This is a genomic window from Hymenobacter monticola, from assembly GCF_022811645.1.
Classification (GTDB): domain Bacteria; phylum Bacteroidota; class Bacteroidia; order Cytophagales; family Hymenobacteraceae; genus Hymenobacter; species Hymenobacter monticola.
Window position 1 is genome coordinate 2,892,219 of record NZ_CP094534.1, and the last position, 14,146, is coordinate 2,906,364.

General features: G+C 59.9%; 15 protein-coding genes. 13 read left to right on the forward strand and 2 right to left on the reverse strand.

Translation table 11 applies throughout. The annotated features are described in order from the left end of the window. The first annotated feature begins 72 nt into the window (after window positions 1-72). The 4 genes from MTP16_RS12080 (at window position 73) to obgE (ending at window position 5,025) form a co-directional block, all read left to right on the forward strand. Window positions 73-2,310: a sodium-translocating pyrophosphatase gene (locus MTP16_RS12080; protein ID WP_243508802.1), complete on the forward strand. Its 2,238-nt coding sequence runs from the start codon at window positions 73-75 to the stop codon at window positions 2,308-2,310. A 245-nt stretch (window positions 2,311-2,555) separates the two neighbouring features. Beyond that, window positions 2,556-3,095, forward strand: a complete 540-nt coding sequence (locus MTP16_RS12085) for a phosphoribosyltransferase (RefSeq protein ID WP_243508804.1) — start codon at window positions 2,556-2,558, stop codon at window positions 3,093-3,095. 74 nt (window positions 3,096-3,169) lie between these two features. Beyond that, window positions 3,170-3,796, forward strand: coding sequence for an adenylate kinase (locus tag MTP16_RS12090; protein WP_243508806.1), 627 nt, complete (start codon window positions 3,170-3,172; stop codon window positions 3,794-3,796). Between the two features lie 164 nt (window positions 3,797-3,960). Further along, window positions 3,961-5,025 carry a GTPase ObgE gene (gene obgE, locus MTP16_RS12095; RefSeq protein ID WP_243508808.1) on the forward strand — a complete coding sequence of 355 codons (1,065 nt, stop codon included), beginning with the start codon at window positions 3,961-3,963 and terminating at the stop codon, window positions 5,023-5,025. 13 nt (window positions 5,026-5,038) lie between these two features. Here the strand turns inward: obgE and MTP16_RS12100 are convergent, their stop codons facing one another. Beyond that, window positions 5,039-5,596, reverse strand: coding sequence for a HEAT repeat domain-containing protein (locus MTP16_RS12100; RefSeq protein ID WP_243508810.1), 558 nt, complete (start codon window positions 5,594-5,596; stop codon window positions 5,039-5,041). A 137-nt stretch (window positions 5,597-5,733) separates the two neighbouring features. On the opposite strand from MTP16_RS12100, the gene MTP16_RS12105 reads away from it, so the two are divergent. Continuing rightward, window positions 5,734-6,312 carry a nucleotide exchange factor GrpE gene (locus MTP16_RS12105; RefSeq protein ID WP_243508812.1) on the forward strand — a complete coding sequence of 193 codons (579 nt, stop codon included), beginning with the start codon at window positions 5,734-5,736 and terminating at the stop codon, window positions 6,310-6,312. Window positions 6,313-6,428: 116 nt separating this feature from the next. Next, window positions 6,429-7,574, forward strand: coding sequence for a molecular chaperone DnaJ (gene dnaJ / locus MTP16_RS12110; RefSeq protein WP_243508814.1), 1,146 nt, complete (start codon window positions 6,429-6,431; stop codon window positions 7,572-7,574). Between the two features lie 185 nt (window positions 7,575-7,759). On the opposite strand, the gene MTP16_RS12115 is transcribed toward dnaJ, so the two are convergent. Further along, window positions 7,760-8,053 (reverse strand): hypothetical protein, encoded by a 294-nt coding sequence (locus MTP16_RS12115; RefSeq protein WP_243508816.1) that lies wholly within the window; start codon window positions 8,051-8,053, stop codon window positions 7,760-7,762. A gap of 159 nt (window positions 8,054-8,212) precedes the next feature. Here MTP16_RS12115 and MTP16_RS12120 point away from each other — a divergent pair, with 159 nt between their 5' ends. The 7 genes from MTP16_RS12120 (at window position 8,213) to MTP16_RS12150 (ending at window position 14,116) form a co-directional block, all read left to right on the forward strand. Continuing rightward, window positions 8,213-8,725 carry an RNA polymerase sigma factor gene (locus MTP16_RS12120; protein ID WP_243508818.1) on the forward strand — a complete coding sequence of 171 codons (513 nt, stop codon included), beginning with the start codon at window positions 8,213-8,215 and terminating at the stop codon, window positions 8,723-8,725. Next, window positions 8,722-9,363, forward strand: a complete 642-nt coding sequence (locus MTP16_RS12125) for a hypothetical protein (protein ID WP_243508820.1) — start codon at window positions 8,722-8,724, stop codon at window positions 9,361-9,363. Before MTP16_RS12120 ends, MTP16_RS12125 begins: the two co-directional genes overlap by 4 nt. A 149-nt stretch (window positions 9,364-9,512) precedes the next feature. After that, the gene (locus MTP16_RS12130; RefSeq protein WP_243508822.1) at window positions 9,513-10,451 is read left to right on the forward strand and encodes an ABC transporter ATP-binding protein; all 939 of its coding nucleotides are present in this window, start codon (window positions 9,513-9,515) and stop codon (window positions 10,449-10,451) included. A gap of 81 nt (window positions 10,452-10,532) precedes the next feature. Then, complete coding sequence (locus MTP16_RS12135; protein ID WP_243508824.1) at window positions 10,533-11,918, forward strand: ABC transporter permease; 1,386 nt, start codon at window positions 10,533-10,535, stop codon at window positions 11,916-11,918. 153 nt (window positions 11,919-12,071) lie between these two features. Beyond that, window positions 12,072-12,953, forward strand: coding sequence for a ChaN family lipoprotein (locus MTP16_RS12140; protein WP_243508826.1), 882 nt, complete (start codon window positions 12,072-12,074; stop codon window positions 12,951-12,953). Between the two features lie 21 nt (window positions 12,954-12,974). Continuing rightward, window positions 12,975-13,610: a hypothetical protein gene (locus tag MTP16_RS12145; protein WP_243508829.1), complete on the forward strand. Its 636-nt coding sequence runs from the start codon at window positions 12,975-12,977 to the stop codon at window positions 13,608-13,610. A 71-nt stretch (window positions 13,611-13,681) separates the two neighbouring features. Further along, window positions 13,682-14,116: a GNAT family N-acetyltransferase gene (locus tag MTP16_RS12150; RefSeq protein ID WP_243508831.1), complete on the forward strand. Its 435-nt coding sequence runs from the start codon at window positions 13,682-13,684 to the stop codon at window positions 14,114-14,116. Window positions 14,117-14,146: the final 30 nt, after the last annotated feature.

The following is a 14,146-nucleotide window of genomic DNA, read 5'->3' on the forward strand; positions in this document are numbered from 1 at the left end:
ATTCGCTCCAATTTCCGCTATTTTGCGAGCCGAAAACCGCTTAACTCACTTTTTCCCACCCATTCACGCCTTATGACGAATTACCTCTACGCAGTGCCCGCGTTGGGCATTTTTGCCTTGCTCTACACTTGGCTGCGCGCCGGTTGGGTGGCCCGGCAAGACGCCGGCGACGCCCGCATGACCACCATCGCCGGCTACATCGCCGACGGCGCCATTGCCTTCCTTAAGGCCGAATACAAGGTACTGGCCTTATTCGGCCTCATCGCCGGCGCCTTCCTGTTCTACCTGGGCAGCACCAGCGGCAATTCCAGCCCCGTCATCGTCATTGCCTTCATCATCGGTGCGGTATTCTCGGCCTTGGCCGGCTTCATCGGGATGAAGATTGCTACCAAAGCCAACGTGCGCACCGCGCAGGCGGCCAAAACCAGCCTCAGCGGCGCCCTGAACGTGTCGTTTTCGGGCGGCTCGGTGATGGGCATGGGCGTGGCCGGCCTGGCCGTGCTCGGCTTGGGCTCCTTGTTTATAGTGTTCTATAAGATGTTCGTGCCCAGTGGCCTCGCCAACGGGCAGGAAATGGAGAAAGCGCTCGAAGTACTCACCGGCTTCTCGCTGGGTGCTGAAAGCATTGCCTTGTTTGCCCGCGTGGGCGGCGGCATCTACACCAAAGCGGCCGACGTGGGCGCCGACCTCGTGGGCAAAGTGGAAGCCGGCATCCCCGAGGACGACCCCCGCAACCCCGCCACCATCGCCGACAACGTGGGCGACAATGTGGGCGACGTGGCCGGCATGGGCGCCGACTTGTTCGGCTCTTACGTAGCTACCATCCTGGCTACCATGGTGCTGGGCCGCGAAGTGACCGTGACCAACGACCAGTTTGGCGGCCTGTCGCCCATCTTCCTGCCGATGGCTATTGCGGGCATGGGCATCATCGCCTCGCTCATCGGCATTCTCTGCGTGCGAGTGAAGGAAGGCGGCAACGTGCAAGGCGCGCTCAACCTGGGCAACTACATTTCGGTCATTGTTTCGGCTTTTGGCGCTTATGGCCTCATCATGTGGATTTTGCCGGCCGGCACCTTCACCATTCGTGGCATCAGCTTCGATGCCATGCACGTATTCTACGCCGTGGTGGTGGGCCTGATTGTGGGCACGCTGATGAGCATCATCACCGAATATTACACGGCCATGGGCAAGCGCCCGGTGATGAGCATTGTGCAGCAAAGCAGCACCGGCCACGCCACCACCGTCATCGGCGGCTTGGCCGTGGGCATGGAATCGACGGTACTGCCCATTCTGGTGCTGGCGGCGGGCATTGTGCTCAGCTTTAAGGCTGCCGGCCTCTACGGCGTGGCCATTGCCGCCGCCGGCATGATGGCGACCACCGCCATGCAGCTGGCCATCGACGCCTTCGGCCCCATTGCCGACAACGCCGGCGGCATCGCCGAAATGAGCGAGCTGCCCAAGGAAGTGCGCGAGCGCACCGACATTCTCGACGCCGTGGGCAACACCACCGCCGCCACTGGCAAAGGCTTCGCTATTGCCTCGGCCGCCCTCACCTCGCTGGCGCTATTTGCTGCTTTCATGGGCACGGCCCACATCGACACCATCGACATTTCGAACGCCGACGTGCTGGCCGGCCTGTTTGTGGGCGCCATGATTCCGTTTATCTTCTCGGCGCTGGCCATTGCGGCCGTGGGCCGCGCGGCCATGGCCATGGTGCAGGAAGTGCGCCGCCAGTTCCGCGAGATTCCGGGCATCATGGAAGGCACCGGCCGGCCCGAGTACGAGAAGTGCGTGGCCATTTCGACCCAAGCCGCCATTCGGGAGATGATTCTGCCGGGCGCCATTGCCTTGCTCACGCCCATCATCATTGGCTTCCTGTTCGGCCCCAAGGTGCTGGGCGGCCTGCTGGCCGGCGTTACTGTTTCGGGTGTGCTCATGGCCATGTTCCAGAGCAACGCCGGCGGCGCCTGGGACAACGCTAAAAAGTCTTTCGAAAAGGGCGTAATGGTAAACGGCAAGATGGAGTACAAGGGCTCCGATGCGCACAAAGCTTCCGTGACCGGCGACACCGTGGGCGACCCCTTCAAAGACACCTCGGGCCCGAGCATGAACATTCTCATCAAGCTGATGAGCATCGTGTCGCTGGTTATTGCGCCCCACATTGCCGCCAAAGACGGCGAGCGGGGCATGGCCCCGGTGCAGTTGGAAAAGGACCGGGCCGAGCTGGTAGCACGCCCCCACGTGCGCTACGCCTTCGCTAACGCTGCGCCGGCCGCCGCGCGCTTCATCTACACGGTGCTGGTGAAGTAATCTGAACCGCAGATTTAATAGATGAAACGGATTGAACGGATTCAACGGTGCTGGCTATTTCCGGCTTCATAAAACGGAAAGGCTGCTGCTCATCGAGCAGCAGCCTTTTTATTGGTATAGCCTCTGCCCAAAAAGTGAGAGCAAGCGGGGGCGTTCGAATCCGTTCAATCCGTTTCATCCGTTAAATCTGCGGTTCAGACATTCCGGCCGTAGCTTTGTACCCAAATCACACCCCTTCGCGCCGCATGGCCCACGCCAACGTTACCATCCATAACAAAGAATTTCAGCCGTATCTGTCGGCTGCTCAACTGGATGAGGCCGTGACCGGGCTGGCCGCCCGCCTGAGCGCCGACTATGCCGGGCGCCGGCCGCTGTTTGTGGTAGTCCTTACCGGGGGCTTCATGTTTGCCGCCGATTTGCTGAAGCACTACCAGGGTGAATGCGAGATTGTGTTCATCCGCGTGGCCTCCTACGAGGGCACGGGCAGCACCGGCGTGGTGCAGGAAGTGCTGGGCCTGCGCGAAGAAGTTGAGGGCCGCGACATCATCCTCGTCGAAGACATTGTGGACACCGGTACCACCATGCACCACCTGCTGCCCACGCTGCAAAGCAAAGGCCTGGCGTCGGTGGAGATTGCCACGCTGTTTTTCAAGCCCGAAAGCCTGCGCCACGAACTGAGCATCCGCTACGTAGCCAAAGAAATTCCCAACGATTTTGTGGTCGGCTACGGCCTCGATTACGACGGGCTGGGCCGCAACTTGCCCGACGTGTACGTGGCCGTATAGCAACAATTCTGCCTTTGATTGCTTAACTTGCCCAACCCACCTTACCACTTGCCATCGCGCAACTCTTCCCGTTCATGTTGAATATCGTGCTGTTCGGCCCCCCCGGCGCCGGCAAAGGAACCCAGAGCCAGAAGCTCATCGCCAAGTACAACCTCGTGCACCTGAGCACCGGCGACCTGCTGCGCGCCCAGATTACCCAAGGCACCGAGTTGGGCTTGCGCGCCAAAAAGCTGATGGACGAAGGCCTGCTCGTACCCGATGAAGTCGTCATCGGCATGATTGACTCGGCCCTCCAAACCCACAAGGCCACCGCCGGCGGCTTCATCTTCGACGGTTTCCCGCGCACCGTGCCCCAGGCCGAAAGCCTTGACCAACTGATGAGTGTGCACGACAGCGGCATCAACTGCATGATTGCGCTGGAAGTGCAGGAAGAAGAACTGGTGAAACGCCTGCTGGAGCGCGGCAAAACCAGCGGCCGCCCCGACGACCAGGACGAAAGCAAAATCCGCCGCCGCGTAACGGTGTACAACACCGAAACCGCCCAGGTGGCCGGTTATTACGCTGCCCAAAAGAAATTTCACGCCCTCAACGGCATCGGCCCGATTGAAAGCATCTTCGGCCAGATTTGCAGCATCATCGACCAGCACCAGGCCACTGCCCCTGAAACGCCGGCCGAAGCAACCAAAGAAGTAAAAGCTTAGGAAGTGTTGAATGTTGAGTTTTAAGTGTTGAATAAACACTGACGAGTTGCCGGGAAGGAGTCTTTGGCTCATTTCCGGCAACTCGTTTTTTAACTACATTCTGCAACTGATGACTCTCTAATCATTCAACACTCAAAATTTAACACTCAAAATCTCAATCCCCCGTGGCTTCTAATAACTTCATCGACTACGTCAAACTCATCTGCCGCTCGGGCAAAGGAGGCGCGGGCTCGCGCCACTACTTCCGGGCCAAGGGCCTGCCCAACGGCGGCCCCGATGGCGGCGACGGCGGCCGCGGCGGCCACATCATCCTCGAAGGAAACTCGCAACTTTGGACGCTGCTGCACCTGCAATACCAGAAGCACGTGTTTGCCAAAGACGGCGAGGGTGGGGGCGAGAACCTGCGCTCCGGAGCCCAGGGCGACGACATTGTGCTGCAAGTGCCACTGGGCACCATTGCGCGCAATGCCGAAACCCAGGAGAAGATGCTCGAAATCACGGAGCACGGCCAGCGGGCCATTCTGGTGCCGGGCGGGCGCGGTGGCTGGGGCAACGACCATTTCAAGAACTCCATCAACCAGGCTCCTGAGTACGCCCAGCCCGGCGAGCCCGCCGTGGAGGCCGTTGTCATCCTGGAGCTGAAGCTGCTGGCCGACGTGGGCCTCGTGGGCTTCCCCAACGCGGGCAAGAGTACGCTCCTTTCGGTGGTGAGCGCGGCCAAGCCCAAAATTGCCGACTACGCCTTCACCACCCTCGTGCCCAACCTGGGCGTGGTGGCCTACCGCGACTACAAGTCATTCGTGATGGCCGACATTCCCGGCATCATCGAGGGCGCGGCCGAGGGCAAGGGCCTGGGCACCCGCTTCCTGCGCCACATTGAGCGCAACTCCATGCTACTCTTCATGATAAGCTGCGACAGTCCCGACATCGCGGCCGAATACCAGATTTTGGTGAACGAGCTGGAGCAGTTCAACCCCGACCTGCTGGACAAGCAGCGCCTGCTGGCCATCACCAAGTCCGACATGATTGACGACGAGCTAGAGGCGGAAATCCGCGCCACGCTCCCGGAAGAGGTGCCGTCCATCTTCATTTCCAGCCTCACGAATAAGAACATCGTGCCGCTGAAGGACATGATTTGGAAAGCGCTGGAAGAAACCCGCCGCGACGCTGCCCCCGTCAAACGTGCGGGATTCGGCGAAGAGGAGGGCAATGAAGAATGGCCGTCCTAGCGTATTAGTAGATTCAAGGGAGAAAATGAAACGCCTTACGGCCTTGCTCTTTCACCCATGAATCAAGCCTTTTCTGTGCATAGCCAGCAACATAAAGATTGGAATTAGCTGCAAGAAGCTTCAGTTTCGCATATGCTTCTTCGTTTCCAATATCAGCCAATGCCCATGTGCATTTCCTTGCCAAACCAGAGTACTCATCATACTCCAAATATGAGTGGTATTCCAATGCAGCTTCGTAAACAGCATCAACTGCGCGAGCGTCTTTAATTCGTTGCAATATGCCAATTATGTCCTCGTGATAATAATGGCCAGGCATTGCCAATAAAGCCAAAAGCCAAGGAACCGCCCGTTTGCCAAAATCTTTATCGCTTTTGAAGCCATTTGCAATTCCTATAGCTTCATCAGCTTCTTCTGCTTTTTCAGAAGCAACAGCACTCTCAAAAAGCGCAATGAGCAAGCTCGGAGTGTCAAGCGGAATAGGGCCCAAGGCTACCTCCAACTCATCGGAAAGGATGTTGCCTTCAATAAATTCGAGAACCAGCTTTTGCTGCTCTTTAGTCAATATTCTCATGGCAATAGGCTTTGAGTAAATGTACTGCAAGCTGTGCCACTATGGCAGCCCGCGCCCCTTTGGCCCACTCCTTGCGCCCGCCACGTGACTAACCGGCTAACCCCGTGAAAAACCCCTTCCGACGAATATTTCCGCAAATGGCTAACGAGAATAACCTGCCGCAGGACGACAACCTGACCGCCGACCCCAACCACGTAGCTGGCGAAATGGCCGATGCCGACGGCGAAACCACCGACCCGAACATGACGGCCACCGGTGCCCCGCAGCCCGAAGCCTCGCGCACCGACGCCGAACTGTCCGACCTCAAAGACAAATACCTGCGCCTGGCCGCTGAGTTTGAGAACTACAAGCGCCGCACCACCAAGGAGCGCATCGAGCTGTTCAAAACCGCCAACCAAGAGCTGATGACGGCCCTGCTGCCGGTGCTCGATGACTTCGAGCGCGCCCGCGCCGCCACGGCCAGCACCACCGACGCCAACGCCGTGCGCGAAAGCATCGACATTATTCAGAACAAGCTGAACAAAACCCTGCAACAAAAGGGTTTGACCCAAATGGAAGCCAAGGGCGGCGACTTCGATGCCGAGCTGCACGAGGCCATCACCCAGATTCCCGCGCCCAGCGACGACCTGAAAGGGAAAATCGTGGACGTGGTTGAGCAGGGTTATTATTTAGGTGACAAAGTAATTCGCCACGCCAAAGTGGTGCTGGGGCAGTAATTTTGTTGATTACAGATAGACGGTATTAAGTAGTCGGTAGTCAGATGAACGTCTGTTGTAGGCGATGAAGAACTGTCTGACTACCGACTACCAATTACCGAATACTAGAAGAAAAAATGGCTACGAAGCGCGATTATTACGAGGTATTAGGAGTTGCCAAAAATGCGGAGGGCGACGTTATCAAGTCGGCCTACCGCAAGATGGCCATCAAGTACCACCCCGATAAAAACCCCGACGACCCCACCGCCGAGGACAAGTTTAAGGAGGCGGCCGAGGCGTACGAGGTGCTCAGCAACGCCGACAAGCGTGCGCGCTACGACCGGTACGGCCACCAGGGCATGGGCGGCGGTGGCGGCGGCGGCCCGCAGAACATGGAGGACATCTTCTCGCAATTCGGCGACATCTTCGGTGGCGGCGGCGGCTTCGAAGGCTTCTTCGGGGGCGGGCGCCAGGGCGGCGGCCGGCGCCAGAAGAAGGGCTCGAACCTGCGCATCAAGTTGAAGCTTGATTTGGAGGAAATCGCCAACGGCGTCGAGAAGAAAATTAAGGTGAAGCGCTACGTGGCCTGCCAGCCGTGCAGCGGCACCGGCGCCAAAAACGGCACCGACCTCAAAACCTGCCCCACCTGCCAGGGCCAGGGCCAAACCAAGCGCGTGGTGAACACCATGCTGGGCCAGATGGTGAGCAGCAGCACCTGCCCCACCTGCCACGGCGAGGGCAAAACCATTGTGAGCACCTGTGACGTGTGCAAAGGCGAAGGCCGCCAGTTGCACGAGGAAGTGATTCCCATCAACATCCCCGCCGGCGTGGCCAACGACATGCAACTGAGCATGAACGGCAAAGGCAACTTCCCCGAGCGCGGCGGTGTGCCCGGCGACCTGCTCATCCAGATTGAGGAAGAGCCGCACGAGTTCCTGAAGCGCGACGGCAACAACATCATGTTCGAACAGTACATCTCGTTCGTGGATGCTGCCTTGGGCGCCAACCTGGAAGTACCCACCATCGAGGGCAAGGTGAAAATCAAGGTGGACCCCGGCACCCAACCGGGCAAAATCCTGCGCCTGCGCGGCAAAGGCATCAAGGACATCAACGGCTACGGCCGCGGCGACCAGCTCATTCACCTGAACGTATGGACGCCTAAGAACGTGAGCAGCCAGGAGCGCGAGTTGCTGGAGAAGCTGCGCGATTCGGACAATTTCACGCCGCACCCCGGCAAGAACGAGAAAGGCTTCTTCGAGAAGGTGAAGGAGTATTTCCAGTAGGCCGCAAGCCTGACCGTTTAAATACAAAAAAGCCCGTGCTGACAGTCAGCACGGGCTTTTTTGTGTCTGAAATAGAGCGATGTAGGGGCGGGGCTTGCCCCCGCCCATCGTTGAACGGTATTGTTGCAGCGGCGCAAACAGCCGGGCGGGGGCAAGCCCCCTCCCTACACCGTTCTAGCCTGCCTTTAGTGGCTCAGGTGATTGACGGCCTGATGCAAGGCCTGGCCAATCTCGACGCCAAACAGGGTGATGGCGGTGCACACCAGCAGCCACGAGCTGTCGCGCCGCCAAGCGGGGAGCGACGAGGCGCCGGGGTGGCTGACCAGGGCGAGGTCGGCGGCGCTGGCCTGACCGGCGAGGGCAAAACCGGCTGCGGCAGTGGCAAACGCCGCGGCTGCTACCCAGTTGCCGGAAAGCAGGGCGGCAATGCCGGCGAAGGAAAAAACAAAAACGAGCGTGGTGGGAGAGGTGAGTTTCATGAAGGAGAAAGTTACTTGATTGCAGAAGCACTGGTTGAATCGCGCCGAATGGGCGGGCATTACGGCGGGTGGCCGGTATTTTTCGTGCGTTTTTTCCTGAATAGGCTGTAATGCCCCGCCGTTGCGGCCGATTCAATCTCCGAAACCCTTACCCGCCGCATGGCCTCCGCTGCCCCTTCTGCTGATTTTGTTGCCACGCTCCACGAGTACCAACCGCTGCTGCGGCGCGTGGCCCGCCTCTACTGCCAGGATTCCGACGACCGGCAGGACCTGTTTCAGGAGATGGTGCTCCAGCTGTGGCGGGCGTGGCCGCGCTACGTGCCGCAGGCCAACGCCAAGCTCAGCACCTGGCTCTACCGCATTGCCCTGAACGTGGCCATCTCGAACCTGCGCCAGCGCACCCGCCGTCCCGCCCCGGTGGAACTCGATGCCGAGGCGCTGGCCGTGGCCCAGGCCCCGGAAACGGGTTTCGACGCCGACGACCGCGCCCAGCTCTACCGGGCCATTGCCCGGCTGTCGGAGGTCGATAAGGCCTTTATTCTGCTTTACCTCGAAGACCGGCCCTATGAGGAAATGGCCGATATTCTGGGTATTACCCAAAACAATGTGCGCGTGAAAATGCACCGCGTGCAGGAAAAACTCCGCGCCCTTTTAGTCCCCACCGCCCGATGATGGAACTCGATGACCTCCGCCGCCAGTGGCAGCGGCCCGAAACCGCTCCGCTACCTGTAAGCGCCGCCGAAATCGGCGGGATGCTCGCAGCCACTTCCCATAACCTGATTGAGAAGATGCGCCGCAATACCTGGTACGAAGCCGGCTTGACGCTGCTCATCATAATAGCCGCTCCCCTTTACGCCTGGCACAGCGGGGCGAAGGCGCTGCAACTGCTACTAATGGCCTCGCTGCTTTTGCTTTCGGGCATTCTGCTGGTGAACTACTACCAGCAATTGCAGCTGCTGCGGCGCATGGAGCAGCCCGAAATACAGGTACGGGCGCACCTGGGGGCATTGTGCGCAGGGTTGCGGCAGCGGCTGCGCTTCTACTACCGTCTTACGCTGGCCACCGCCCCCCTGATGCTGCTGCTGCTGTTGGGCTTTCAGGTGGGCAAGGAGCTGGCGCACCCGGGGCCTTTTCACTGGAAGTATATCCTGCTGCTGGCAGCCGCCTACGCCGCCATGGGCGCTCTGGTGCAGGTGGGCGTGGCGCGCCTGACGCGCTGGTACCTGCAGCGCCTCTACGGCCAGCACCTCGACCGCCTCGAAACCAGTCTGCGCGAGCTCGACGAGCCCGAACAGGTCCCTGCTGGCTAAGGGCACTCTCCATTCATCCGCCTTATTTGCCGTTTGGGGTGGGCTTTGCCGCCGCTCCACGCCAGATTGCTGGCGACTGCTGCAAGCAGCCCATACTTTTACTGCGCGACAATCTCCTACATTTAACCTGCCAATCAACCCTTCTTTCTGTGAAACCAATTCTGGAAGCCATCGACGTGCGCAAGGCGTATGCCAACCACGTGGCCCTTTCGGGCGTGAGCCTCGCCATTCCCGAGGGCAGCATCTTCGGCCTGCTGGGCCCCAACGGCGCGGGCAAAACCTCGCTCATCCGCATCATCACCCAGATTACGGGCGCCGACGAGGGCGAAATCCGCTTCCGCGGCGAGCGGCTGAACCCCGCCCACACGGCCGAAATAGGCTATCTGCCTGAAGAGCGGGGGCTCTATAAAAAGATGAAAGTGGGCGAGCAACTGCTCTACCTGGCCCAGTTGCGCGGCCTGAGCCGCAGCGACGCCACGGCGCGCATCAAGAACTGGCTGAACCGCTTCGAGATAAAAGAGTGGGCCGGCAAAAACGTGGAAGACCTCAGCAAGGGCATGCAGCAGAAGGTGCAGTTCATTGCCACGGTGCTGCACGACCCCAAGCTGATTATCCTGGACGAGCCGTTCTCGGGCTTCGACCCGATTAACGCCAACCTCATCAAAGACGAGATTCTGGAGCTGCGCCGGCAGGGCGCCACCATCATTTTCTCGACGCACCGTATGGAATCGGTGGAGGAGATGTGCGACAACATCGCCCTCATCAACCGTTCGCGCAAGGTGCTGGACGGGCCGGTGGGGCTGATTCGGGACCAGTTTAAAACCAATACCTACGAGGTGGAAGGCAAGGGTAAGCTACTGCTGGTGCACCCCGATTTTGAGGTGCTGGAACAAAAGGAGCGCGAAAATGGCCATTTCTACGCCCGGGTGCAGCTACACGATGGCGTGCGGCCTAACGACCTGCTGCGCTACCTCATCGGGGCGGTGGAGGTGGAAGCCTTCCGTGAGAAAATTCCGAGCATCAACGAGATTTTCATCCGGCGCGTGCGCGAAACCATGCCCGAAACCCTGGTGGAGGAAACCGCCTAGCCAGCGGTGGGCAGCCACCGTTCATGCTTCGCTACGCGCGGCATGAAATTCCTTTTTCTGCATTATTGAACAGCAACCAACATGGCTTCTAAATTTTTACTCGTTGCCCAGCGCGAATACCTGACGCGGGTGCGCAAAAAAGCATTCATCGTCCTCACGCTGGCCGTGCCGCTGCTGCTGGCGGCGTTCGGCTTCATCATTATCAAAGTGGCAAGCTCCGACAACGACACCACCGATGTGGTGGAGGTGCGCGATGACTCCGGCCTCGGCGTGGCCGCTCGCCTCGTGAGCACGCCGCAGCTGCGCTTCGTGCCCGCCACCGGCACGCTGGCGGAAGCCAAAAAGGGCTTCCTAAAAGCGAAGCACGACGGCCTGCTGGTGCTGCCCGCTGGCCTCGATGTAGAAAAACCTGAAGGCGTGCAGTTTTTCGGCAAGGGCAACATCAGCCTCAAAAAGGAGAATGCCGTGAAAAGCGCCCTCGACAAGGCGTTTTCGGACCTGAAAATGCAGAAATCCGGCCTCACGCAGGACCAGCTTGACCGCCTACGCTCGAAGGTGAGTATGCAGGCCGTGAGCCTCGACGAAACCGGTAAGGAGGCCAACAGCAACGCGCTGGCTACCTCGGGCATGGCCTATGCGCTGGCGCTGGCTATCTACATGTTCATTTTCATCTACGGGGTGCAGATTATGCGTGGGGTGGGGGAGGAGAAATCGAGCCGCATCATGGAAGTGATGCTGTCGTCGGTGAAGCCCTATGATTTGATGATGGGCAAGATTATGGGCATCGCGGCGGTGGGCCTTACGCAGTTTCTGCTGTGGGGCGTGCTCTCGTTCGGCGTGAGCTCGGTGGTGATGCCGCTGCTGACGGGCAAGGACAAGCCCAAAAACGAAGTGGCGGTGGGCATCGCAGCTCCCGGCGCCGCGGCCGACAACGACGAGCCCCAAAGCGCTGGCGAACGGTTCGACAAAAGCCTGGAGTCGCAGAAGCAGCAACCCGTGATGACCGGGCGTATCAAGGCTTTCGAGATGCTGGCAGCACTGCCGCTGGGTGCCATCCTGTTCGGTTTCATCGCCTATTTCCTGGGCGGCTACCTCCTGTACGGGGCGCTGTTTGGGGCCGTGGGTGCGGCCGTGGACGACCAGACCGATACCCAGCAGTTCATGTTTCCCATCACGATGCCGCTCATTCTGAGCTACATCGTGGGCGTGTCGGTCATTCTGCGCAACCCCGACGGACCGGTGGCTTTCTGGATGTCGATGTTCCCGCTCACCTCGCCCATTGCCATGGTCATTCGCCTGCCATTCGGGGTGCCGATGTGGCAGCTGGCGCTGTCCATCTTCCTGCTCATCCTGGGCTTCATCGGCACGGTGTGGGTGGCGGCCCGCATCTACCGCGTGGGCATCCTGATGTATGGCAAAAAGGTGACGTATAAGGAGCTGGGCAAGTGGATGTTCTATAAGGGCTAGGAAGCAGTAGAAAAATAAGAACGTCATGCCGAGCGGAGCCGATGCATCTCGCGTGTGGTAGTAATCCTGACATGAGGGTTTACTCCTGCACGCGAGGTGCCTCGGCTCCGCTCGGCATGACGTTCTTTGTCTTTGTTACCATCGCCAGTTTCCATGCGCTTCCTCCGTCTCCTCAGCTTCTTTCTGTTGCTTATTAGCCTCGCCAGCTTCACGCGTGGCGACCGGCCTGCCTACCGCCTCTTCACCGCCACCGGACAGCCGGCCGACTACGACCAGATGCTGCAGGAATTGGCTCAGGCCGACGTAGTGCTTTTCGGCGAGCAGCACAACGACGCCCTCGCGCACTGGCTGGAGCTGCAAGTAGCCAGGGACCTGCTGAAGCTGAAGAAGCCCGGCCAACTGGTGTTAGGCATGGAGATGTTTGAGCGCGATGTGCAGCCCCTGGTGACCCAGTACGCCGCCGGCACGCTGGCCGATACAGCTTTTGAGCGCCAGGCCCGCCCCTGGCCCAACTACGGCACCGACTACCGTCCGCTGCTGCAGCTGGCCCGCGAAAACCACCTGCCCGTCATCGGCACCAATGCCCCGCGCCCCTTCGCCAAAGTGGTGGCCCAGCGTAGCCTCACGGCCCTCGACAAGCTGCCCGCTGTGGACCGCACCCTGCTGGCCCCGCTGCCGCTGAAAGTCGATTATGAGCTGCCCGGCTACAAAAACATGGCCGCCATGTTTGGCGGTAGCGCCCACGGCGGCGGGGCCCAGAACATCATCCAAGCCCAGGCGCTGAAGGATGCCACCATGGCCCACTTCATCCAGGCCAGCCGCCAGCCCGGTCAAACGCTGCTGCATTTCAACGGCAGCTACCACTCCGACCACCACGACGGCATTGTGGCCTACCTGCGCCAGTACGCGCCCAAGCTGCGCGTGCGCACCCTGAGCGTGGTGACGCAGGAGCAGCTGCAGACGCTGGAGAAGGAGCAAGTGAATATTGCCGATTTTGTGGTGGTGGTGCCGGCCGATGCGCCGAAGACGTACTAAGGGTTTCTTTCCTCGTTTCGTATGATTTCCACACAAGACTATAGCGTCCTGCCCGATGCGGCGACTCTGAAAACCCTTTGCAAGGCCCTGGCCGCGCTCGATGCCATCAATTCGCCGGACTGGGAGTACCGCTACTATTCCTACAATGCCGATTGGGCGGAGGGCGAAGAAGTGCTGACCATGCGCGACGGCGAAGGCGACGAGATGCTGATACTATTCCGCGCCGAAGGCTGCGTGATAAACGGCTTCCTGCACGAATACGACCAGCCCGACAAAGCCCGGATTACCCGCGGCCTCCCCACGTATTTCGACGATTTTATTTTCGGCGAGCCCGTCAATTCCATTGGCAGCACGTTTTGCCTGTGGTATACGCCCGCCCACGGCTGGCAAACCGGCGTGCTGGAAGACGAGGAAGACGGTTCGGAAGAGCTGCTGTCCATCTTCGATGGCAACCCCGAAACCTACGCCGAGTGGGCCGACGAATACTACGGCGACGAAACCGACCGCTCGCCGATGGACGTGGCGGCCGTGGCACAGGTGTACCAGGGCGCCACCCTGACCAAGGAGTTAGCATTGTGCATTGTGGACAAGGTGGAAGACTGGCAGCAGCTGGCCGAGGACCTGCAGGCCATCGGCTATCCCTATGATTTCGGCTAGCCACGGCCAGCGTCTGGGCAATGATGGGCTAAATCAGTGCCCTGTTTTAGCCCCAACTTATTTTCCCTTCCATGCGCATCCGACAAGCCCATATCGACGACATTCCGCGCCTGTCAGAAATTCGGCTGGCGGTGCGGGAAAACCCGCTCAACAACCCCGCGCTGGTAACTTATGCCGACTACGTGGACTACCTCACCCGCCGCGGCCGGGGCTGGCTGGCGGAAGTCGAGGGGCAGGCGGTTGGCTTCGCTATCGCCGATTTGCAGGGCCACAGCATCTGGGCCTTGTTCGTGCACCCTGGCTACGACCACCGCGGCATTGGCCGCGCCCTGCACGACACCATGCTGCGTTGGTACTTCAGTCAAACCACCGAACCCGTGTGGCTGAGCACCGCGCCGGGTACGCGGGCCGAGGGCTTCTACCGCCACGCGGGTTGGCAGGAAACTGGCCGCACCAAGAGCGGCGAGGTGCGGTTTGAGCTGGCTGAATGGCCCGGTCCGGCTTAAAAGATGCGAAGTGCCCGCATTGCGTATTTT

Bases quoted from the DNA above. Each gene is read 5' to 3' on its own strand.
- MTP16_RS12105 (WP_243508812.1), top strand. From the start codon at position 5,734: ATGGCTAACGAGAATAACCTGCCGCAGGACGACAACCTGACCGCCGAC.
- dnaJ (WP_243508814.1), top strand. From the start codon at position 6,429: ATGGCTACGAAGCGCGATTATTACGAGGTATTAGGAGTTGCCAAAAAT.
- MTP16_RS12135 (WP_243508824.1), top strand. From the start codon at position 10,533: ATGGCTTCTAAATTTTTACTCGTTGCCCAGCGCGAATACCTGACGCGG.
- MTP16_RS12140 (WP_243508826.1), top strand. From the start codon at position 12,072: ATGCGCTTCCTCCGTCTCCTCAGCTTCTTTCTGTTGCTTATTAGCCTC.
- MTP16_RS12090 (WP_243508806.1), top strand. From the start codon at position 3,170: ATGTTGAATATCGTGCTGTTCGGCCCCCCCGGCGCCGGCAAAGGAACC.
- MTP16_RS12120 (WP_243508818.1), top strand. From the start codon at position 8,213: ATGGCCTCCGCTGCCCCTTCTGCTGATTTTGTTGCCACGCTCCACGAG.
- MTP16_RS12125 (WP_243508820.1), top strand. From the start codon at position 8,722: ATGATGGAACTCGATGACCTCCGCCGCCAGTGGCAGCGGCCCGAAACC.
- MTP16_RS12085 (WP_243508804.1), top strand. From the start codon at position 2,556: ATGGCCCACGCCAACGTTACCATCCATAACAAAGAATTTCAGCCGTAT.
- MTP16_RS12100 (WP_243508810.1), bottom strand. From the start codon at position 5,596: ATGAGAATATTGACTAAAGAGCAGCAAAAGCTGGTTCTCGAATTTATT.
- MTP16_RS12150 (WP_243508831.1), top strand. From the start codon at position 13,682: ATGCGCATCCGACAAGCCCATATCGACGACATTCCGCGCCTGTCAGAA.
- MTP16_RS12145 (WP_243508829.1), top strand. From the start codon at position 12,975: ATGATTTCCACACAAGACTATAGCGTCCTGCCCGATGCGGCGACTCTG.
- MTP16_RS12080 (WP_243508802.1), top strand. From the start codon at position 73: ATGACGAATTACCTCTACGCAGTGCCCGCGTTGGGCATTTTTGCCTTG.
- MTP16_RS12115 (WP_243508816.1), bottom strand. From the start codon at position 8,053: ATGAAACTCACCTCTCCCACCACGCTCGTTTTTGTTTTTTCCTTCGCC.